The sequence below is a fragment of the Comamonas sp. GCA5 genome (genome assembly GCF_036541385.1).
GTDB lineage: Bacteria > Pseudomonadota > Gammaproteobacteria > Burkholderiales > Burkholderiaceae_C > Comamonas > Comamonas aquatica.
Genome location: NZ_JAZHFR010000036.1, coordinates 1 through 20,725, shown reverse-complemented (window position 1 = coordinate 20,725; position 20,725 = coordinate 1). Strand labels below are relative to the sequence as shown.

General features: G+C 63.7%; 22 protein-coding genes and 1 pseudogene. 8 read left to right on the top strand and 15 right to left on the bottom strand.

What is annotated here, in order from left to right:
- The first annotated feature begins 284 nt into the window (after positions 1–284).
- The gene (locus SJH88_RS10460; RefSeq protein ID WP_274754428.1) at positions 285–1,862 is read left to right on the top strand and encodes a methyl-accepting chemotaxis protein; all 1,578 of its coding nucleotides are present in this window, start codon (positions 285–287) and stop codon (positions 1,860–1,862) included.
- Between the two features lie 531 nt (positions 1,863–2,393).
- On the opposite strand, the gene SJH88_RS10455 is transcribed toward SJH88_RS10460, so the two are convergent.
- The 6 genes and pseudogenes from SJH88_RS10455 to lptF all read right to left on the bottom strand — a co-directional run bounded on the left by SJH88_RS10455 (position 2,394) and on the right by lptF (position 8,407).
- Complete coding sequence (locus tag SJH88_RS10455) at positions 2,394–3,539, bottom strand: glycerate kinase (RefSeq protein WP_274754427.1); 1,146 nt, start codon at positions 3,537–3,539, stop codon at positions 2,394–2,396.
- A gap of 51 nt (positions 3,540–3,590) precedes the next feature.
- On the bottom strand, positions 3,591–4,760 hold the full coding sequence (locus SJH88_RS10450) for a pyridoxal phosphate-dependent aminotransferase (protein WP_274754426.1): 1,170 nt from the start codon (positions 4,758–4,760) through the stop codon (positions 3,591–3,593).
- Positions 4,761–4,806: 46 nt separating this feature from the next.
- Positions 4,807–5,747 (bottom strand): annotated as a pseudogene (locus tag SJH88_RS10445) (CysB family HTH-type transcriptional regulator).
- A 61-nt stretch (positions 5,748–5,808) separates the two neighbouring features.
- Entirely contained in the window at positions 5,809–6,192 is a 384-nt protein-coding gene (locus tag SJH88_RS10440; protein ID WP_274754425.1) for a sirohydrochlorin chelatase, read from the bottom strand.
- Entirely contained in the window at positions 6,189–7,316 is a 1,128-nt protein-coding gene (lptG, locus tag SJH88_RS10435) for an LPS export ABC transporter permease LptG (RefSeq protein WP_274754424.1), read from the bottom strand. The genes SJH88_RS10440 and lptG overlap by 4 nt, the downstream gene beginning before the upstream one ends.
- Positions 7,313–8,407: an LPS export ABC transporter permease LptF gene (lptF, locus tag SJH88_RS10430; RefSeq protein ID WP_274754423.1), complete on the bottom strand. Its 1,095-nt coding sequence runs from the start codon at positions 8,405–8,407 to the stop codon at positions 7,313–7,315. The genes lptG and lptF overlap by 4 nt, the downstream gene beginning before the upstream one ends.
- 24 nt (positions 8,408–8,431) lie before the next feature.
- On the opposite strand from lptF, the gene SJH88_RS10425 reads away from it, so the two are divergent.
- Genes SJH88_RS10425 through SJH88_RS10415 form a run of 3 tightly spaced genes read left to right on the top strand, consistent with a single transcriptional unit; the run spans position 8,432 to position 10,835 of the window.
- Complete coding sequence (locus tag SJH88_RS10425; protein ID WP_274754422.1) at positions 8,432–9,952, top strand: leucyl aminopeptidase; 1,521 nt, start codon at positions 8,432–8,434, stop codon at positions 9,950–9,952.
- A 2-nt stretch (positions 9,953–9,954) separates the two neighbouring features.
- Positions 9,955–10,401, top strand: coding sequence for a DNA polymerase III subunit chi (locus SJH88_RS10420; protein ID WP_274754421.1), 447 nt, complete (start codon positions 9,955–9,957; stop codon positions 10,399–10,401).
- A 41-nt stretch (positions 10,402–10,442) separates the two neighbouring features.
- On the top strand, positions 10,443–10,835 hold the full coding sequence (locus SJH88_RS10415) for a hypothetical protein (RefSeq protein WP_390887244.1): 393 nt from the start codon (positions 10,443–10,445) through the stop codon (positions 10,833–10,835).
- Between the two features lie 27 nt (positions 10,836–10,862).
- Here the strand turns inward: SJH88_RS10415 and SJH88_RS10410 are convergent, their stop codons facing one another.
- On the bottom strand, positions 10,863–11,867 hold the full coding sequence (locus tag SJH88_RS10410) for a D-2-hydroxyacid dehydrogenase family protein (RefSeq protein WP_210931758.1): 1,005 nt from the start codon (positions 11,865–11,867) through the stop codon (positions 10,863–10,865).
- Positions 11,868–12,250: 383 nt separating this feature from the next.
- Between SJH88_RS10410 and SJH88_RS10405 the strand changes: the two genes are divergently transcribed.
- From SJH88_RS10405 to SJH88_RS10395, 3 genes are all read left to right on the top strand, one after another.
- Positions 12,251–12,403 carry a hypothetical protein gene (locus SJH88_RS10405; RefSeq protein WP_162858916.1) on the top strand — a complete coding sequence of 51 codons (153 nt, stop codon included), beginning with the start codon at positions 12,251–12,253 and terminating at the stop codon, positions 12,401–12,403.
- Positions 12,404–12,841: 438 nt separating this feature from the next.
- Positions 12,842–13,528, top strand: a complete 687-nt coding sequence (locus SJH88_RS10400) for a PDC sensor domain-containing protein (RefSeq protein WP_274754420.1) — start codon at positions 12,842–12,844, stop codon at positions 13,526–13,528.
- On the top strand, positions 13,450–14,400 hold the full coding sequence (locus tag SJH88_RS10395; protein ID WP_274754419.1) for a sensor domain-containing diguanylate cyclase: 951 nt from the start codon (positions 13,450–13,452) through the stop codon (positions 14,398–14,400). The genes SJH88_RS10400 and SJH88_RS10395 overlap by 79 nt, the downstream gene beginning before the upstream one ends.
- A gap of 520 nt (positions 14,401–14,920) precedes the next feature.
- On the opposite strand, the gene SJH88_RS10390 is transcribed toward SJH88_RS10395, so the two are convergent.
- From SJH88_RS10390 to lexA, 4 genes are all read right to left on the bottom strand, one after another.
- On the bottom strand, positions 14,921–15,388 hold the full coding sequence (locus SJH88_RS10390) for a universal stress protein (RefSeq protein WP_274754418.1): 468 nt from the start codon (positions 15,386–15,388) through the stop codon (positions 14,921–14,923).
- Positions 15,389–15,738: 350 nt separating this feature from the next.
- A complete protein-coding gene (locus SJH88_RS10385) occupies positions 15,739–15,918 on the bottom strand; it encodes a hypothetical protein (protein WP_043377814.1) in 180 nt (59 codons plus the stop codon).
- Between the two features lie 155 nt (positions 15,919–16,073).
- The gene (locus SJH88_RS10380; protein WP_154162810.1) at positions 16,074–16,337 is read right to left on the bottom strand and encodes a hypothetical protein; all 264 of its coding nucleotides are present in this window, start codon (positions 16,335–16,337) and stop codon (positions 16,074–16,076) included.
- Between the two features lie 105 nt (positions 16,338–16,442).
- On the bottom strand, positions 16,443–17,114 hold the full coding sequence (gene lexA, locus SJH88_RS10375) for a transcriptional repressor LexA (protein WP_043377811.1): 672 nt from the start codon (positions 17,112–17,114) through the stop codon (positions 16,443–16,445).
- Positions 17,115–17,186: 72 nt separating this feature from the next.
- Here lexA and SJH88_RS10370 point away from each other — a divergent pair, with 72 nt between their 5' ends.
- Positions 17,187–18,143 (top strand): asparaginase, encoded by a 957-nt coding sequence (locus tag SJH88_RS10370; RefSeq protein ID WP_274754417.1) that lies wholly within the window; start codon positions 17,187–17,189, stop codon positions 18,141–18,143.
- A gap of 152 nt (positions 18,144–18,295) precedes the next feature.
- Here the strand turns inward: SJH88_RS10370 and adk are convergent, their stop codons facing one another.
- The 4 genes from adk to SJH88_RS10350 all read right to left on the bottom strand — a co-directional run.
- Positions 18,296–18,952, bottom strand: a complete 657-nt coding sequence (adk, locus tag SJH88_RS10365; RefSeq protein WP_042418237.1) for an adenylate kinase — start codon at positions 18,950–18,952, stop codon at positions 18,296–18,298.
- A 403-nt stretch (positions 18,953–19,355) separates the two neighbouring features.
- On the bottom strand, positions 19,356–20,117 hold the full coding sequence (gene kdsB / locus SJH88_RS10360) for a 3-deoxy-manno-octulosonate cytidylyltransferase (protein WP_197022595.1): 762 nt from the start codon (positions 20,115–20,117) through the stop codon (positions 19,356–19,358).
- Positions 20,118–20,122: 5 nt separating this feature from the next.
- Positions 20,123–20,305 carry a Trm112 family protein gene (locus SJH88_RS10355; protein ID WP_042418233.1) on the bottom strand — a complete coding sequence of 61 codons (183 nt, stop codon included), beginning with the start codon at positions 20,303–20,305 and terminating at the stop codon, positions 20,123–20,125.
- Between the two features lie 7 nt (positions 20,306–20,312).
- A partial coding sequence (locus SJH88_RS10350) for a tetraacyldisaccharide 4'-kinase (RefSeq protein ID WP_274754416.1) occupies positions 20,313–20,725 on the bottom strand: 413 nt, incomplete at its 5' end.

Sequence of the window (20,725 nt, the reverse complement as noted above, 5' to 3'; positions counted from 1 at the left end):
GCACCTGCCAGTCATCCATGCAGCACAAGGGTGTGCGGCTGGCTGCATGGTGAAAGGTTGGGTTGGAAGAGGGAGATGCGCTGTATGCTCTGGCCACGGACGGCGACAGGTGCTCGATAGGGCGCCACGTTCTGCGGATGGCCCTGCCATCGGCTGTGCCGCGTAGGAATGCGCTGGTGCCCAGGGGGCGCAGCCAGCGTGTGCCGGGCCAGTGGGCTGGCTCGGCCGACGCACCGATGGTGTCGGTGTGCAACGGATTCAATTTCTGGAAAACAGATTAAAAAATGTCAATCAAAAACAAGCTGATCTTGTCTTTTGCGCTTCTGATGCTGATCCTTTTCGGCCTGTCGGGCATGGCGGTGCGCGGGATTGCTGTGACCCAGGGCAGTTTCGAGCATTTTGTGTCCAACGACTTTCGGCGTGCCGGCCTGGCGAGTGAACTGCAGGCCGCCGCCGATGCGCGCGCCGTGGCGGCCCGCAATCTCCTGCTGGTGACTGCGCCGGCCGACATCGAGGCCGAGAAAAATGCCGTGATGCAGGCCCACGAGCGCATGCAAGAGCGCCTGGGGCGCTTGCGCACCCTGGTGCATGCCCCGGACGTGTCGAGCGACGAACGGGCGCTGTTTGCCGCTGTCGAGCAGATCGAGGGACAGTATGGCCTCGTGGCTTTGGCGATTGTCGACATGGCCCTGAAGGACCAGCGCGAGGCGGCCATCCGTAAACTGACGGACGAATGCCGCCCCTTGCTGGCCGAGCTGGTGCGCAAGACCAGTGCCTATGTGGTCTACATCCGTGAGCGGGGCGATGCCAACGTCGAGGTGGCGGCGCAGGCCTATGGCTCCACCAAGACCGCCTTGCTCTCGGCCTGCGCCCTGGCCCTGGCGATGGCCGGCGTACTGGCTTGGCGCATCATCCGCAGCCTGATGCGGGCGCTGGGGGCGGATCCGGCCGAGCTGCGGGCCGTGGCCAAGCGCGTGGCGGCTGGCGAGTTGAACGAGGTGACGCTGGACGCGGGCGTGCACCACAGCAGCGTGCTGGCTTCGCTGGCCGAAATGCAGACGGCGCTGGCGCAGATCGTGCGGCAGGTGCGCACCTCGGCCGAAACGATTGCCGCCAGCTCGGCACAGATCGACTCCAGCAACACCGACCTGGCGCAGCGCACGGAGCTGCAGGCCACGCGGCTGCAGCACAGCTCGGCCACGATGGAGCAGCTGCATGGCACCGTGGTGCAGAACGCCGAGCATGCGCAGCAGGCCACCAGCCTGGCGGCCACGGCCAGCCAATCGGCCGAGCACGGCGGCCAGGTGGTGGGTGGCGTGGTCCAGACCATGGAGGACATTGCCGCAGGTTCCCGCCGCATCGAAAGCATCATCGGCGTGATCGATGGCATCGCCTTCCAGACCAACCTGCTGGCCCTGAATGCCGCGGTCGAGGCCGCACGTGCGGGCGAACAGGGGCGTGGGTTTGCCGTGGTGGCCGCCGAGGTGCGCATGCTGGCGCAGCGCAGTGCGGAGGCCGCCAAGGAAGTCAAGCAACTGATCGATACCAGCATGGGCCAGGTGGCCCAGGGCGTGGAGCAGGTCCAGGAAGCCGGCGTGACCATGGCGCAGCTGGTGGGCGAGGTCAAGAGCGTGGCCGCGCTGATCAGCGAAATCAGTGCCGCGTCGCGGGCCCAGACCCAGGGGATTGGCGAGGTGACGGTGTCGGTCTCGGAGCTGGACCGGGCCACCCAGCAAAATGCCGGCCTGGTGGAGGAAATGGCCGGGGCCTCGGGCAGCCTGCGGGTCCAGGCCAGCAGCTTGATGGAGGCGGTCTCGCTGTTCCGTACCGGCCAGGGCCATCGCCAACTGGAGAGCGCTTAAGCCTGGTGGCCTTGGCTGCGGCAAGCAGCCAAGGCTTCAAGCGGCCCGACGCTTGCTTTGCCAAAGTAAATCGTCACAGCGTAGGGGGTGGTCGACCGTTTTTTGTGCAGCACGGCCATGCATCGGCGGCCTGGGCCTGAGGGGGCGCACACGGTCACAGCCAATCGACGAAAACTGTGGCGCCTGCCCTCCCTTGCCGGATTCGTCCCTTCACCTGGCTGTCCTGTGGATTCCGCCACCCATGGCTGGCCGCAGATGGTTGCGCGTTCGCAGCGGCGGCCACCGCAGGCCCGCAAGCCGGATGGCGTCAGCGCCGTCAGCTTCTTCGCGGCATGGCAGGAATGCCGACACCGCAGGCCATGCCACCCGGATCGCGCCGGGCCACGTGGTGGGCGCCTGCGCCTTAGGCCTGCACATGACGGCTGTCGACCGCCTGTGCCAGGTGACAGGACCTGGGAATTATGAGTAAAAAGTGGCTTAAAGCCAAACAGGGAGCGCGCAAGCAGCTCCCTTTTTTGTGCAGAGGACCGTTCAGGTGCGCAAGGCCTGGCCCATGGCCAGCAGCGCAGCCACATTGCGTGCGGTGCTGCGCACGTTGTGGGCCGCTTCGGCGATGGCGTCCTCGATGCTGCACGGACGGCTGAGCACACTGCAGATGGCATCGATGCCGTGCGCATGCACCACCTGGGCATTGCGGCCCAGGCTGCCGGCCATGCCAATCACGGGTTTGCCGTAGCGTTTGGCCACGGTCGCCACCCCGAACGGGGTCTTGCCAAAGATGGTCTGCTCGTCGATGCGCCCCTCGCCGGTGATGACCAGGTCGGCATCGCGCACGGCGGCGTCCAGGCCCACGGCCTGGGCAATGATCTCGCAGCCGGGGCGCAACCGGCCTTGGAGCACGGCCAGCAGGGCAGCGCCCATGCCACCGGCGGCACCGGCACCCGCAATCCCTTCCACGTCCGCCCCCAAGTCACGCCGCAGGATGGCGGCCCAGTGCTGCAGGCTGGCATCCAGGGCGGCCACCATGTCCGGCGTGGCACCTTTTTGTGGACCAAAGATGGCCGAGGCACCGCGCGGGCCGGTCAGCGGGTTGTCCACGTCGCAGGCGACGTCGATGCGGCAGGTGGTCAGGCGCGCGTCCAGTCTGGAGGTGTCGATGCGGTCCAGCTGGGCCAGGGCCGCGCCGCCGCGTGCCAGCTCGGCCCCTTGTGCATCCAGCAACCGCACGCCCAGGGCCTGCAGCATGCCGGCCCCGCCATCGTTGGTGGCGCTGCCGCCAATCCCCAGGATCAGGTGGCGCGCACCGGCATCCAGGGCAGCGGCGATCAGCTCGCCCGTGCCGTAGCTGGTGGTCACCAGGGGATTGCGCTGCGCGGGTGGCACCAGGGCCAGGCCGCTGGCGGCGGCCATTTCGATCACGGCCGTGTGACCGTCACCGGACAGGCCATAAAGGCCCGTGACGGGTTCGCCCAGGGGGCCGGTCACGATCACGTCCACGCGGCGGCCCTGGGTGGCTTCCACCATGGCCTGCACCGTGCCCTCGCCGCCATCGGCCATGGGGATCTTGAGGCACTGCGCCTCAGGAAACACCTCCAGCCAGCCCAGTTCGATCTGCGTGGCGACTTCCAGCGCGGACAGGCTTTCCTTGTAGGAGTCGGGGGCGATCACAATTTTCATGGGGCAGGCTTTCGCGAAGGACCGGGATGCAGGCAGCTGGGGATGGCGGCGTCAGAGCTTGCGCAGGCGCTCCAGCGCGGCCAGCAAGGTGGCATCTTGCTTGGCGAAGCAAAAACGCACCACCTTCTGGTCGAAGCCGTCGCCGTAGAAGGCCGACAGCGGGATGGCGGCCACGCCCACTTCCCGCACCAGCCACTGGCAGAAGTCGGATTCGCTCAGGGTGGTGACGCCCGAGATGTCCACGCACTGAAAGTAGGTGCCCGTGGTGGGCAGCAGCTTCAGGCGCGTCTGTGCCAGCCCCTGGGCAAACAGGTCGCGCTTGCGCTGGTAGAAGGCGGACAGCTCCAGGTACGGCGCCGGGTTCTGCATATAGGTGGCCAGGCCGACCTGCATCGGCGTGTTCACCGTGAACACGTTGAACTGGTGCACCTTGCGGAATTCGGCCGTCAGCGCGGCAGGCGCCGCCACGGTGCCCACCTTCCAGCCTGTGACGTGGTAGGTCTTGCCAAAGCTGGAGACGATGAAGGCGCGCGCGGCCAGTCCGGGGAAACGCGCGGCGCTTTCGTGCTGGGCGCCGTCGAAGACCATGTGCTCGTACACCTCGTCACTGATCAGCAGCACGTTGGTGGGCGCCAGCAGGGCTTCGAGCTGGCGCATTTCGTCGGCGGTCCAGATGGTGGCGCTGGGGTTGTGCGGGCTGTTGATGATCAGCAGCCGCGTTTTGGGCGTGATGGCTGCGGCGATCTTGGCGAAGTCCGGACGGAAGCTGATGGGCGTGAGCGGCACGCGCACGATCACCCCACCGGCCAGCGCGATGTTCGGGGCGTAGCTGTCGTAGCAGGGGTCCAGCACGATGACCTCATCGCCGGCATGCACGGTGGCCAGAATGGCTGTCAGGATGGCCTGGGTGGCACCGGCGGTGATGGTGATTTCGGCGTTGGCGTCGTAGTGGCGGCCGTGCAGTGCTTCAATTTTTGCGGCCACGGCCTCGCGCAACTGCGGCATGCCAGGCATGGGCGGGTACTGGTTGTGGCCGGCCTGCATGGCGGCAGTGACGGCATCGATCAGCGCCGGGTCGCAACCGAAGTCCGGGAAGCCCTGGCCCAGGTTGACGGCCTGGTGCTGCTGGGCCAGGGCCGACATGACGGAAAAAATGGTGGTGCCCACCTGGGGCAGCTTGCTGGGAAAGGCCGGGGTCTGGGCGGGGGAAGTCACGGTCATGGCGTAAAAAAGGTGCCCGCAAGGCACCTGTTTCTGGGAAAGGGGATCAGAGCTCGTAGTCATTCACGTGGCCGCTCATGGCGCGCAGGATCAGGTCGCGCGAGAGGCGGTCACTCAAGGTTTCGGCAAACTTGTAGACGAAGTTGCGCAGGTAGGCGCCGCGCTTGAAGGCGACGCGCGCCACGCTCTGGCCGAACAGGTGGCCCATGGGGCGCGACACCAGGTCGGGGCCCAGGTCTTCGCGCATCGCCATTTCGGCCACGATGCCGATGCCCAGGCCCAGGCGCACATAGGTCTTGATCACGTCGGAGTCGATGGCTTCGAGCACGATGCGTGGCTCGATCTTGCGCGTCGCAAAAGCTGCATCGACCTTGCCACGCCCGGTGAAGGAGGGGTGGTAGGTGATCAGCGGTTCACCGGCCAGATCGTCCAGGCCGATGCGTTCTTTGGTGGCCAGTGGGTGGCCGCTGGGCAGACCAGCACGTGCTGCCATTCGTAGCAGGGCAGGGTGACCAGATCGGGGTAATCCGCCAGGGACTCGGTGGCCATGCCGACCTCGGCCACCTCGTCCAGCACCATGCGCGCCACTTCGTGCGGCGTGGCCTGGTGCAGGCTGATGGTGACCTTGGGATAGGCATCGCGCAGCTTGGCCACGGCTTTGGGCAGCACGTAGCGCGCCTGGGTGTGGGTGGTGGCGATGCTGAGCGTGCCGCTGTCCTGGGCGCTGAACTGCTCGCCGATGCGCTTGAGGTTGCCCACCTCGCGCATGATCAGCTCGATGCTCTTGAGCACATGCTGGCCGGGTTCGGTGATGCGCTTGAGGCGCTTGCCGTGGCGGGCAAAGATGTCCACCCCCAATTCCTCTTCCAGCTCGATGATGGCCTTGGAGACACCGGGTTGCGAGGTGTGCAGGGCCTTGGCCGCCTCGGTGAGGTTGAGGTTGCGGCGCGCAGCTTCTTGGACGAAACGGAATTGGTGGAGGTTCATAACAGGATGAAAGCAACGATGCTTTCATTATTATGAAGTAAATGTCTAAAGGTGTCTTGTTTTATGCGATGTATTGCTGTGCCATCTCGGCCAGCAAGGCCGTCAGGCGCGGGTCTTCGCCGACGGCGGTGGCCACCTCGAACTGCACCTGGGGGTGCTGGTCTCGCAATCCGGCCACCAGCACCGGCAGGTCCTGGCGCGCGTGGCGGCCGGTGCCCAGGAACATCGGCAGCACGGTGATGTGGGTGCAGCCCTGGGCCACCAGGTCGCTGGCGGCCGTGGGCAGGTCGGGCTCGGTCAGTTCCAAGTAGGCCGTGCAGCAGCGTGCCTGCGGGTGTTGCCGCAGCAGTTGCTGCGCCACCGCCTCAATCGGCAGGCGCCACTGCGGATCGCGCGAGCCATGGGCAAAGAAGACGATGCCGCGCTGTGACAACGGCGTGCTCATCGGCGAATCACCAGCCATGCAAAGGCCCCCAAAGACAATATTGAGTAGATCAGCCCCGGCGCCGCTGCGGTCAGCATGGGTGACCAGTTCTGCAGGTTGCCGGCATAGCCGAACACGTTGTTCAGCAGGAAGAAGCTGATGCCGGCCATCACGCCGCCGAAGACGTAGCCGGCAATGCCGCCGGAGCGGAAGTGCAGGTAGGCAAAGGGCAGGGCCAGCACCACCATGACCAGGCAGCTCAGGGGATAGAAAACCTTGCGCCAGAACTCGATTTCGTACTTCTGCGCCGACTGGTCATTGGCCTTCAGGTGCTGGATGAACTGGAACAGCTCCAGGGTCGGCATGCGATCGGGCTTGTGCACGGCGGCCACCAGCATTTCGCTGGTGATGCTGGTGGGCCATTCCAGGCTGGGCGCCTGCTCGCGCGTGACCTGGGCTGTTTCGGCACCCTGGGCGTCAGGCGTGTAGCGGAAACGCGCGATGCGGGCATTCGTCAGGTCCCAGGCGGTGGCAGTGCTTTGCACCTGCCCACTGTCGGCATGGATTTGCAGCACCATGCGGCCCTGACCATCGAACTGGAACACACGGATGCCCTGCAGGGCACCGTCGGCGCGCACGGAACGGACATTGACGGCCAGCGTGTTGCCATTGTTTTTTTCCTTGAGCCAGGCGCCGGTGGAGCCGGTGGTCGAGGTCTTGCCCAGGTACTTGGCCTTGGCCACCAGGGCCATGCGCTCGGCGGCGGGCGCAATGTAGTCGCCGACCGCCACTGTCAGTACCACAAAGCAGACGCCCAGCAGCAGCATGGTGCGCAGCGCCAGCCAGGGCCCCAGGCCGCTGGTGCGCATGATGGTGAACTCCGAGCTTTGCGCAAATCGGGCCATCACAAAGATGCTGCCGATCAGCACGGCAATCGGCAGCAGTTCGTACAAATGGTTCGGGATGCCCAGGGACACGGCCAGCAAGGCATGCCAGACGGTGTAGGTGGTATCGCCCACGGTGCGGCCCACATCGCCCATCTCGTCGAGCAGGTCAAAGAAAAAGAACAGCGCCAGAAACGCCAGGGCCACAAAGCCGATGGCACTGACGGTGTCGCGGTAGATCAGTCTGCGCAGTGTCTTCATGCGGTGGCTCCCCGGCGTTGCCACAGGTCCTTGAGGTGCCAGCGATGGTGGCGGATGGCCAGCCCCAATGCCGCCAGCACGAAGACGCTGCCATGCACGCCCAGCACATAGCCGGCCAGCCCGATGCGGCCCGAAGCGGTCCAGCTCTGGCCGACGCTCATCAGGTTGTAGTAGACGACGAAGGCCAGCAGTGCCACGACCAGGCTGGTGCTTTGCCCGGCGCGGGGGTTGACGATGGTGATGGCCAGTGCCAGCACCAGCAGGTTCAAGGCTGCCAGCGGCAAGCCCGCGCGCCAGCCGGCTTCGGCCAGGTTGACGGGATTGGGGGCCTGGAACAGTTCCGGGGTCGACAGCGCACGGGCGGTCAGGCTGGTCTTGGCCGGTGCATTGTCTTCGAGGCGCACGGTGTAGGCTTCAAAATGCGTCAGCTTGAGTTGCCCTGTGGCAGGGTCGGTCTCCACGCGCTGGCCGTTCTCGAGCACGGCGTTGCGCAAGCCGTCCACGGTTTCCAGGTGGGCGGACTTGGCCGAGGTCACATATTCACGTCCCTGGCGTTGCTCGACCAGGAAGATGTTGCTGGCAGCCTCGGTGGTGACCGTGTCCTTGTCGATGAAGATCACGCGCGTGCCGTCCGAAGATTCCTGGAACTCCCCGGGCGCGATGCGGTCAATGTCGCTGCGCTGCTCGAATTGGGCGCGCAGCTGTTGGATCTGGTGGTTGCTCCATGGCCATACCAGCAACGCCAGTACGGCAATGACTGCCACAATTGGCCACGCGAAGCGCAGCACCGGACGCAGCTGGCTGGCCAGTCCCTGGCCGCTGGCGAACCAGATGGCCATTTCGCTGTCGCGGTACATGCGCGACAGCGTGCCGACGACAGCCACAAACAGGCTGAGCGTCAGGATGGTGGACATCTGGCCGAGTACAGTGAAGCCCATGACCAGCATCACATCGGATGGGCTGACGGTGCCCTTGGTCGCCTGGCCCAGGGTCCGGATCAGCATCATGGTCATGACGACGGTGATGAGCACCACCAGGGTGGCACCGAAGCTGCGTCCCAGCTCCTTGCGTATGGATGAATCGAATAACATTGGCTCAAAAGGAAAACACCGATTATGAACTTTGAACTCAAGGCTTTGAGCCTGTCCAGTGCAGCCGTTGCAAAGTGTGATCTTCTTGTATTGTTGGTGCCCCAGGCGTTTGAGCCTGCGCAAGACCCTTTGTCGGCGCTGGTCGAAGCCGCAGTGCGCCATGGCGACTGGAGCCATGCGGCCGGCAAGCAGTTGCACTGCTACCAGCCTGCGGGCGTGCAGGCGCGGCGGGTGCTGCTGGTGGGCGCCGGCTCGGGCAGCCAGCGCGATCTGCGCACAGCCCTGGGCAGTGTGTCCGCCGTGCTCAAGGCCGAGGGCGTGCAGCACGCGGTGCTGTGCCTGAGTGCCCTGGACGATGCACCGGTTGCGGTGCGCGCCAGCGTGCACAGCGTGGCCGATGCCAGCTATGTCTACACCCTGACCAAGCCCCAGGCCAAGGCGCTGGGCTTGCAGAAGGTGACCGTGGGGGTCGCGGACAAGCGTGCAGCCACCCCGGCGTTCGAGCAGGCCGTGGCTGTGGCCTTGGGCCAGGGCTTGGCCAAGGAGTGGGGCAACCGCCCGGCCAACCATGCCACGCCCACCTTGCTGGCGCAGGCTGCCAAGGACTTGGCCAAGCATGCAGCCATCGATTGCAAGGTGCATGGACCGAAAGAAGTGGCCAAGCTGGGCATGGGCGCGTTCTTGGCAGTGGCACAGGGCTCCAAGGAGCCCTTGCAGTTCATCGAACTGACCTACCAGGGGGCCGCCAAGTCGCAGGCCCCGGTGGTGCTGGTGGGCAAGGGCATCACGTTTGACACCGGCGGTATTTCGCTCAAGCCTGCCGCGGCCATGGATGAGATGAAGTTCGACATGTGCGGTGCCGCCAGCGTGCTGGGCGTGTTCCGCAGCCTGGCCGAGCTCAAGCCCGCGATCAACGTCGTGGGCCTGATCCCTGCGTGCGAAAACATGCCCGATGGCGGCGCGATCAAACCGGGCGATGTGGTGACCAGCATGAGCGGTCAGACCATTGAAATCCTGAACACCGATGCCGAAGGGCGTCTGGTGCTGTGCGATACCCTGACCTATGCAGAGCGCTTCAAGCCTGCCGCCGTGGTGGACATCGCGACCCTGACAGGGGCTTGTGTGATTGCGCTGGGGGGCGTGCGCTCCGGCATGTATGCCAACGAAGACAGCCTGGGGCAGGCGTTGCTGCACGCGGGTGAAAAGAGCCAGGACCTGTGCTGGCAAATGCCCCTGGATGACGACTACGCCGAAGGCCTGAAGAGCAATTTTGCCGATGTCGGCAACGTGGCAGGCCGCGCTGGCGGATCAATCACGGCGGCCAAGTTCCTGCAGCGCTTCGTGGGCACCATGCGCTGGGCACACCTGGACATTGCCGGTACGGCTTGGAAAGAGGGGGCCGCCAAGGGTGCCACTGGCCGTCCGGTGCCCTTGCTGGTGCAGTACCTGTTGGACAGTGCGGCAGCCGCCAAGCCTGCCAAGACGGCGACCAAGCCCAAGTCGGTGCCTGGCAAAGCCCCAGCCAAGGCCGCGAAAGCTGGATGAGCGTGGCCGAGTCCCCAGTGCAGGTCGCATTCCACTTCAATGCACCTGACAAGCTGGATTACGCCTGCCGCTTCATCCGCAAGGCTTTGCGCCATGATGCACGGGTGACCGTGGTGGCGCCGATGGAGCACCTGCGCCAGCTGTCCGCCAAGCTGTGGAAATACGCCGGGCACGAGTTCCTGGCGCATGCCTTGCAAGGTGACGATGCCGAGCTGTTGGCCCTGGCACCCGTGGCGCTGGTGGAGCAGGCCCAGGCCAGTGCCCATCGTGAAGTACTGCTGAACCTGGGGCTGGATATGCCCCAGGGTTTCGAGGCCTTTGCCAAGGTGGTCGAGGTGGTCTCGAGCTTTGACGACGAGGACCGTGCCCATGCGCGTGTGCGCTGGCGCGCCTACCAGAGCGCGGGCCATGCGATCGAGCGCCACGATCTGGTGTTGAAAGGTAATTGATGCAGCCCAGTGACCGTCAGCCTCCGCGGTTTGTACCGACCTTGACCGAGGTGGTAGAGCCCGCTGTGGTGCCCCCCACCCGGTTGCCAGACCCCGCGCAGGACGTGCCTGACCAGGTCCCAGTGCAGCCCGTGTCCGTCGCCGAAGCACCGCCGACCCCCGCGTCGGTGAGCGTGCCCGCGATGACGCCGGATGCGCTGCGCGACCAGGGGCTGGCCCTGGCGCAGACCCTGCAGCTGCGCGTGATGGAGCGCCTGGACGGCGTGCTGGAAGAGCGCTTGCGCTATGCCCTGGCCGATGTGGTGCAGTTGCAGACCCAGGCCCTGTACCAGTCCATTCGCCAGGAGGTTGAGGGGCTGGTCAGTGCGGCCGTGAATGAGGCCGTGGCCCAGGAACTGGCCGACCTGCGCTATCCACCCGCCACGCGGGGTTGAGGGCATGCCTGCCCAGGCAGGCTTGCTTCAGACCTGGCTCAGCACCTCGGGATTGAGGATGTTGACAGGCTGGCCCTGGAAGAAGTGCACGATGTTGTCGAAGGCAGCACCAAAGTAGAGCTCGTAACTGTCTTGCTCCACATAGCCAATGTGTGGTGTGCAGATGCAGTTTTCCATGCGCAGCAGTGCGTGGCCTTGCAGAATCGGTTCGCTCTCGAAGACGTCCACGGCCGCCAGGCCGGGTCGGCCCTGCGTCAGAGCGCTGGCCAGTGCATCGGGTTCGATCAATTCGGCGCGCGAGGTGTTCACCAGCAGTGCCGTGGGCTTCATCAGCGCCAGGTCTTCCCGGCGCACGATGTGCTGAGTCTGCGGATGCAGTCGCAAATGCAGGGACAGCACGTCGCTGTGCGCGAAGAACTCTTCCCGGCTGGTGGCGGCCTGGTAGCCATCTTGCAGGGCCTTGGTGCGCGATGCCTCGCTGCCCCACACGGTCACGGCCATGCCAAAAGCCTTGCCATAGCCCGCCACCAGCTGCCCGATGCGGCCATAGCCCCAGATGCCCAGGGTGCGGCCGCGCAGCGCACAGCCCATGGCGAAGTTGGGCGGCATGGACGCTGCCTTGAAGCCCGATTGCTGCCAGGCACCGTGCTTGAGGTTGGAGATGTACTGGGGCAGTCGGCGCATGGCCGCCATGATCAGGGCCCAGGTCAGCTCGGCCGGGGCCACCGGTGATCCCACGCCTTCGGCGACGGCAATCCCGTGGTCGGTACAGGCTTGCACGTCCAGGTGCGGGCCGGCCTTGCCGACCTGGGCGATCAGCTTGAGCTTGGGCAGTTTCTCAATCAGCTGGCGAGACAGCGGTGTGCGCTCCCGAATCAGCACAATCACATCCGCATCGCGCAGACGCACGGCCAGTTGACCCATGCCTTTGACGGTGTTGGTGTAGACCTTGGCGTTGAACCCGTCCAGGCGGGCAGCGCATTGGAGTTTGCGGACCGTGTCTTGGTAGTCGTCCAGGATGACGATGTTCAGCATTCAGCGTGCTTTCTAAGTGCTTGATTTCTTCAATGAGTCTGCGGCAAGCCCTTTAAGCGATCTTGCCAAAACGCGGGGTTCAGGTGGCGGCAGCGTACCTGTGGCCATCAGAGACTTGGACGCAATATCCGGCCCAGGTTGGTTCGCAAGGGCAGGCCTGCATTGTGACGTGGCTGCAGCCCCGGCTCTACCGGTTGATGCCCATATTGTCATCCAAGCAGCTTTGTGCCCGGCACTGCGTGCCGGCGGGGTCGGTAAAAGATGGAACCATTGGTAGAAACTTTGCCAGTGTCGCTGCAGCATGTTGTTACGCCTTAATAAGACTTGTTGCAGTGCTTGCTTCTACACTCGGCAGCCATTCTCACTCCTGAATCATCATCATGAAAAAACTGCTCGGATGGACTTTGGTGGCGGCATTGCTGGGTGGCTGCGCGGTGTACACACCCAGTGGCTCCGTGGTGATTGACCCCGGTGCTGGCGGCGGCCATGGTGGTTTCTGTCCACCGGGTCAGGCCAAAAAAGGCAATTGCTGAAGCCGGCAGGCCCTTGCCTTAAGCCCTGGGACATGTCCCAGGCTGTCTGAGGCAGATTGGCCTTCCCAACCAACAGCGCACCGTGGACACATCTGTTTCGCACGGCGCAATCTCTGCAGCCGCCCGGTGTATGCCGGGCGGTTTCTTTTTGTGCAAAAATGGTCGTGACGCTGATTGCGCCAGCGTGAAAAGCTATGGAATTGGGAGCTTGGATGCAGCGTTGGGTGCGCAGCCAGTGCATGGCCTGCAGCAAGTACGCGGCAGTGCCTCGCCGGGGCGCAGCACAAATGGCCGGTTCGGGTGAAGCCTCGTTGAGGCGGCGCATGTTTTGCGTGCGCCCTGAGGCCGGTGAACCGTAGCCGCGAATGTAAACTTTGCCGGGGTCGTTCGATGTTTTGCTGCGGTGCTGTGGGACTGCAGATGTTTAAGGTTGCTGTCTTGGATAAAAACAATTTTTCTGTGGATTTGCGCAAGCTCATTTTGATGCTCTCCATTGTCAGTGGGCTTGTGATTGTGGTCAGTGCTTTCTATGCAGCCTACAGCGTGCAACGGCAGCAGCTGATTCAGGCCTCGCTGGCGAACAACTATGTCTATGCGGACAAGCTGGCAAAGACGACCGATGATTTTCTCGGCTCAGCGCAGCAGCAGTTGATGTTTTCCGCCGCTGTTCTGTCGGGCAAACTGCATGACAAACCGACCCTTGCCTCGGAGGTCGACAGAATCAGGTTGCAGACGGACAGTTTTAATTCGGTCTTGATCGTGGATGTGACCACCGAGGTGCTGGCCACTTCTCCGGAAGCCTTGCAAATCACCGGCTTGAAACTCAGTACCCCTGGGGTGCTGGAGTCGATCCGCAAACGGGCCCCGGTCATCAGCAATCCTTATGTTTCGACAGCCGGCAATTTGCTGATCTTCATTTCACACCCCATTTTTTCAGGGAATGGGGATTACTTGGGATTTGTCGCCGGCACGGTGTATCTGAAAAAAAGAGCGCGCTGCACCGTTTACTGGGCGAGCATTATCACAAGGATGGTTCCTATATCTACGTGGTCGACCAGAACCGGCGCCTCATCTACCACCCGAATGCGGCCAGACTGGGCGAGACCGTCGACAACAATCCGCTGATCGACAGGCTGGTGCAGGGGGATGAAGGCGAGTCCATCATCGTCAACAGCGAAGGGGTTGAAATGCTCACCGGGTTTGCGATAGCACGCAAAACCGGATGGGGGGTGGTCGCACAGCGGCCCATGCGTGCTGCCCTGGCGCCGCTGGATAATCTGATGCAGCAGGTGGTCTACAAGACGCTGCCCGCCGTGATTCTGTGTCTTGTGGTGATTGTGTGGTCTGCCAAGAAAATATCGATGCCGTTGCGCATGCTGGCCGATGGCGCGCAACGCATGAATGACGATGGAACCGAGAAAAATATCCAGAATGTGAAGTCCTGGTATTTTGAAGCCCAGGAGCTCAAGAAAGCCATGCTACTGGGGGTTGGTCTGTTGCACGGCAATATCAGGAAACTGCGCGAGGATTTGCACAAGGATCCGCTGACAGGGCTCGGTAATCGCAGGAGTCTGGATGCTGCGCTGCAGAAATTCAAAAGTCTGCAGATGGATTTTTCCGTGCTTTCCATCGATATTGATTATTTCAAGACAGTCAACGACACCCATGGCCATGATGTCGGTGACATGGTGCTCCAGCATTTGGCGCAATTCTTGTCGCACATCTGCCGTGTGGATGACGTGCCCTGCCGCGTGGGTGGGGAGGAATTTATTATCTTGCTGCCCGGCACCCACAAAGTGGACGCCGCCAAGATTGCGGAAAGACTCCGGCAAAACGTGGAAGCGACAGAAATTCCTGTGGTTGGCAAGATCACGATCTCTGTGGGCATCTCCTGCTACCCGGAAGATGCACCCGATGTGTTTGCGGTGTTCAAGCACAGCGACGAGATGCTGTACCAGGCCAAGCGCCATGGGCGCAATCGGGTGGAAGTCTTCTAGCGCAAGAGTGCGCATGCCCAGGCGTCCGCCTGAACCGTGCCGCATGCGCGCGCCCGGGTGGGGTGCCATACCAGCGCACAGAGGCTCTGTGCCAGTTGCTGCGTTGGGAGTCGGTGGCTTGTCGTGTCCGGCCAGATGCAGCGGCCGGCTCGTCGGTTGGTGGCAGTGTCTGCAGTCGTGGAATCTGTAGAAATTTTGGGCAATGGCTGATCTAATCAACGCGACATGCTCTCGAAAATGGAGCGTGGTTTGTGTCTGAGGCAACGGGCAGGCCATGGGGGACCTGGCGCAGTGTGCCTGCGTCGCAATGAAAGGATGGGTATGTACCGTGCAATGACCGTGCTCTCCGTCATCGGCGTACTGGCGGCGCTGTACTTTCTCTACCAGTACGGCATGTACTGAGCGAGCGTGGCCAGGTCGTCGTGAAGCGGACTTGGGCGAGCGCCTTGCAGGAATGGTGAGGCCCACTGCCGACACCATCAAGGTCGTGCAATCGGCGGTACGGGGATCGTGCCCGGTGCTAGGTTTTTTTACGCTCTTTGGGAACTGCGCGGTGGACCAGCACGGGAATGCTGGAATGTGTTAGCACCTTCTGGGTTTCGCTGCCCAGCAACAGCTCGCTAATTCCCTTGCGTCCATGGGAGGCCATGCAGATCAGGTCGCAATCCAGGTCCTGGGCCTGCTTGACAATGGCACGGTAGATGGAGGCGCTAGTCGTGCGGACCGTGGCGCAGGGGACGTTTTGCTCGCGCGCTAGGTGTTCGACGAAGTGCAGGGCTTTGTCCGCGAACTCCTGCACATGTGCATCAAACTCCGCCGCGTTGATGGTCAGTAAGGCTTCGGCACCATAAATCAGCGCGTTGTAATCCGGCATCACATACAGGGCAGTGACCTTGGCACCCAGTTCATGCGCCAGGCGGATGCCCGAGCGCACGGCCTCCTTCGAGAGTTCGGAACCATCGGTGGGGATCAGCAGGTGTTTGAACATGTCCAGCCTCCTGGGTGGCGCGAATGCTGCGTTCCAGACAATCTATGCCAAGGCGGGTGTTCCAGCAATCCATGGCGCAGTAGGACGGGACACTGATGCTGTGCCAGTGCGGCGGCAGTGGTTGGGTATGGGCGATGGGGTGGAGTGCTCCGGCGACCCTAAAGGTGCTTGCCAACTGTACGTGGCAGCAGTCTTGTGATGCTGCGGGGCCATGTAGGGGCATCTGTGCCGCAACCACATTGCTGCAAGACTGTGCAGCACTTCAGCAGGCATGCAGCACATCCAGCTTGGTCTATTCCAACTTAGGCGGGCAAACAGGCCAATCCCCCAAAGCTGGTCAGCGCCGAATGCTATGGATTGGAGAGCTTGGCAACCTGTGCGCTGAGCAATGGCAGGTTGGCCTTGGCGCGCGCCCAGGTCAGGCGCACGTCGGTTTTCTCCGCGGTGCGGTAAATGAAGCTGCGTCCCATCAGGCCACCGCTGCTGGGCAGCGTGGGTTGGCGTGGTGTGGAAGAAGGTGTGTGGCTCATAAGTCCTCCTGTCCGGGCAAGTCATGCAGCAGTTTCATCAGCTTGCGCAGGCATGACACATGTTCGTGTGGGCGTGGGGGCTTGTGTTGGCCGGTCTGGCGATGTTTCTTGTCAGGCGTTTTCCATCGTGCATTGCCAGCCAAGGGCGATGACCATCAGTTGGCTGCGCAGCGCAAGCGGTGGCGGGCCTCCTGGGCTGCCAGTGCTTCCAGGGCCGCACAGACGTCGGCCAGCTTGCCGGACAGGGCAAAGCGTGCCCTGTCGGTATCCTTGGGGCGGCGCATCAGGCGGACGTTGCCGTGGCAGGCGCTGCTGGCCGGCAGCGGCATGGTGAGCGCATGAAACTGGTCCTGGTTACTGGCCACCCGGGGGCGGCAGGTGGATCTGGGCAAAGGCAGTTCACAGTGCAGCGTGGTCATGGTCGATTCCTTGGGGTGGTTGCAGTCAATTACAGGCGATGGCTGTCCCTGCCGCTCTCGAAAGGCAGCATAGACATCCGAAGAAGCACTGGGCGGCGGGTGGTTTTAGAGCAGGAGGCTGTTGCGGATCAGCCCGACCGCCAGCCCTTCGATGGCGAAGTTGTCTTCTTCGCCAACCTGGATGACGGGGTAGTCCGGGTTTTCGGGCAGCAGCTCAATGCCGTGTGCCGATTTGCGCAGGCGCTTGACGGTCACTTCGTCACCCAGGCGCGCCACCACGATCTGGCCGTTGCGTGCATCGCGTGTGGATTGCACGGCCAGCAAGTCGCCGTCCAGGATGCCCGCGTCGCGCATGGACATGCCGCGCACCCGCAGCAGGTAGTCCGGCTTGGTGGGGAACATGCTGCTTTCCACGGCGAAGCTTTGGTCGATGTGCTCTTGCGCCAGAATGGGAGAACCGGCGGCCACACGCCCGACGAGGGGCAGCAGCAGGGGTTGCATGGCGGTCATGGGCAGATCGAAGTGCGTGCCCCGGGCGGCATTGATGTGGCGCACAGCATCGCTGACGAGGCGGATGCCGCGCGAGGTGCCACTGACCAGTTCCAACACGCCCTTGCGCGCCAGGGCCTTGAGGTGTTCCTCGGCCGCGTTGGCGGAGCGAAAGCCCAGGGTGCGCGCAATTTCAGCCCGGGTGGGCGGTGCGCCGGTGCGGGCAATCGCGTCCTGGATAAGATCCAGAATTTGCTGTTGCCGTGGGGTGAGGGGTGTGTGCTCCATGCCAGTCCTTGTATGGATAACTGATGTTTTATCCAGTACCTGTATTTTTAACCAGTTTTGTGAGGGCCGCAAGTGTCTGAAGGCAGAAAAATCGCTATCTTGGGAACGGGGGGCACCATCGCTGGCCTGGGGGATGCACAGGGCGGTGGCGTGGGCTACCAGGCGGGGCAGTTGGGCGTTGCGCAGTTGCTACAGCCGATTGCGGATCAGGCGGTGCCCCAGGGTTGGTCCCTGGAGCTGGAGCAGGTGGCGCAACTGGACAGCAAGGACATGGATGTCACCGTGTGGCTGCAGCTGGCCCAGACCTGCCAGCGCTGGCTGCTGCAGCCTGAGGTGGCTGGTGTGGTGATCACGCATGGCACGGACACATTGGAGGAGACGGCCTGGTTTCTGCAGTGCGTCCTACAACCGGCCAAGCCGGTGGTGCTGACCTGCGCCATGCGTCCGGCCACGGCCTTGTCCGCCGATGGGCCCGCCAATCTGCGCGATGCGTTGGCTTGCACAGCGCAGGGCCGGGCCGGGGTGTGGGCGGTGGCGGCCGGGGAGGTGCACAGTGCGCAGCAGGTGCACAAGGCCCACCCCTACCGTGTGCATGCTTTCACCTCTGGCGATGCCGGACCTGCGGGGTGGGTGGAAGAAGGTCGTGTGCGCTGGGTCGGCGGTAGCGAGGCCACCTTGCCGTGTGCCGCTGCATGGACGGAGTGGCCGGTGGCTGACGCCTGGCCCTGGGTGGAAATTGTGACCAGCACGGCAGGTGCGCGCCCGGCGGCGGTGGATGCTCTGGTGGCGGCCGGGGTGCAGGGGCTGGTGGTGGCCTGTACGGGCAATGGCTCGGTGCACCAGGCGCTGCAGCAGGCCTTGCTGCGCGCGCAGGACCGCGGGGTGCGGGTCTGGCGCAGCACGCGCTGTGAGCAGGGACGGATCGTGCTGGCGCAGAGTGAGGAGAATCCGCTGGTCAGTCCACTGAGTCCGCTCAAGGCCCGCATCAGCCTGATGCTGGAATTGCTCCAGGCTGCGGGCCAAACCTAGGTGTTGGAGGCTTGCGGGTCCATGTGGGCGTGCGTTGACTGCTATCCATCGCCATGATGGGCCTCAAGGGTTTCTGGATGCAAAAAGGCTGGTGTTGCCACCAGCCTTGTATTTTTTGCGCGTGTGGAGCGTACTCCGCAGCGGTAGCCTGATCAGGAAGACAGAGCTTGCAGTGCGCGGGCGGTAATGTCTTCCACGCTGCCCATGCCGCTGATGGCACGGTACTTGGGAGCGGCGGCGGCATCGGCCTTGGCCCAGTTGCTGTAATAGTCCACCAGGGGGCGGGTCTGGCTGCTGTACACATCCAGGCGCTTCTTGACGGTTTCTTCCTTGTCGTCTTCGCGCTGCACCAGGTCTTCACCGGTCACGTCGTCCTTGCCTTCCACCTTGGGTGGGTTGAACTTGACGTGGTAGGTGCGGCCCGAGGCGGGGTGGCTGCGGCGGCCACTCATGCGCTCGATGATGGCGTCGAAAGGCACGTCGATTTCCAGCACGTAGTCCAGCTTCACGCCGGCGGCCTTCATGGCGTCGGCCTGGGGGATGGTGCGGGGGAATCCGTCAAACAGGAAGCCGTTGGCGCAGTCGGGCTGGGCGATGCGTTCCTTGACCAGGTTGATGATCAGATCGTCGCTGACCAGCTGGCCTGCGTCCATCACGGCCTTGGCTTGCAGACCCAGGGGGGTGCCGGCCTTGACGGCGGCGCGCAGCATGTCACCGGTGGAGATTTGGGGGATGCCGAACTTCTGGCAGATGAAGGCGGCTTGTGTGCCTTTGCCGGCGCCGGGTGCGCCCAACAAAATCAGTTTCATGGAGATCCTCGATATGTAGAAATTCTTGGCGGTGCAACGGCTTTTCTGCAACCGGAAAAGGCTGGTGGCAACCGCTGATATCCGGTCAAGGATAGCACGCGCGCCCTTGTTGATGACTTACAAATCGGGCACGACGGTCCTCGGTGCAGACCCGGGGTTGCGGCGGCCGTGCGGCTTGACAGCGGTGGCAGACAATGCTTGCAGATTATGTGCAAAGCCTGGGGTGGTTATGAAAGCCGTGCATGTCTTGTACAAGACAGGATGTGGTCGACCCGCAAAACAGGAGCTGTCAGCGCAGGATGGATGGCGGTTTGCAAATCGAGTGACGCGCAAAGCCTTGGCAACCGTGCGCTAACTGCTCTTATTTTCGTTCAATTTTCAGAAATTTCTGAAAATTGATGGTTCAAGACGGTTGCAGCAGGGCACGCACGCGCGCCAGGTCTTCCGGCGTGTCGACGCCGGCGCCCGGGGCCTGCAAGGTCAGGTGCACGGCGATCTGGTGGCCATGCCACAGCGCCCGCAACTGCTCCAGCGCTTCCACGCCTTCGGTGGGCGCGGGCGTGAGCTGCGGAAAGCTGCGCAAAAACCCCGCCTTGTATGCGTATATACCCACGTGGCGCAGCGGCGCGAAGCTGCTGTGCGCATCCCACCACTGGGTGCCGGCCTGGTCACGGTGGAAGGGGATGGGCGCACGGCTGAAATAGCTGGCCAGGCCCTGGGCGTTGCACACCACCTTGACCACGTTGGGGTTCAGGTAGTCGTCCCGGCTGGCAATCGGGTGGGCCGCCGTGCCCATGCTGGCACTGGGCGAACGGGCCAGCACCTGGGCTACGGCGTCGATCAGGGCCGGGTCGATCAGGGGTTCGTCCCCCTGGACGTTGACCACCAGGTCGTTGCCATCCAGGCCCAGCAGGGTGCAGGCCTCGGCCAGGCGGTCGCTGCCGCTGGGGTGGTCGGCACGGGTCAGCACGGCGTCAATGCCATGCGCGGCGCAGGCCTCGGCAATCAGCGGGCTGTCGGCGGCCACCACCACGCGCTGGGCGGCGCTTTGGCGGGCCTGCAGGGCCACGCGCACTACCATGGGCAGGCCGGCGATGTCGGCCAGGGGTTTGTTGGGCAGGCGGCTGGAGGCCAGGCGGGCCGGGATCAGGACGGTGAAGCTCACGGCGCTCAGGCTTCCAGCTCGCTGTCTTCCAGGGGGCGGGCCTCGTTCTCCAGCAGGATCGGGATGCCGTCGCGCACTGGGTAGGCCAGGCGGGCGCTGTGCGAGATCAGTTCCTGGCGCTCCTTGTCAAAGCGCAGCGGGCCTTTGGTGACGGGGCAAACCAGGAGTTCAAGCAGTTTGGGGTCCATGGGCGTATTAGCGGTTGGTGTTCAATGGGGTCGATGATAGGCACAGCCGCGCGTCCAGCAGGTCGAAATAACCGGGCGCGATGCGCAGGTGCAGCGGCACGGCCAGGGCCTGGGGCACGTGGGGCCACAGCTTGACGGCATCTTTTTCGGTGCAAATCACCTGCAAGTCTAAATCTGACGAGCGTTGCCAGCTTTCAAAATTGTAGTGATCGGGCAGGGCTTCGGTGTGCGCCAGTTCCAGAGACTGTGCGCGCAGCATGGCAAAAAAGTCTTCTGGGCGGGCAATGGCCGCCAGGGCGTGCAGGCGCAGGCCCTGCAGGCCGGCCAGGGGCACGCGCTGGCCGTCGCGCGTCAGGGCGAACGGGGCCAGCTGGCGCTGCAAGCCAAAGCAGGGGGTGTCGGCCGGGGTGCCGGCCGGGG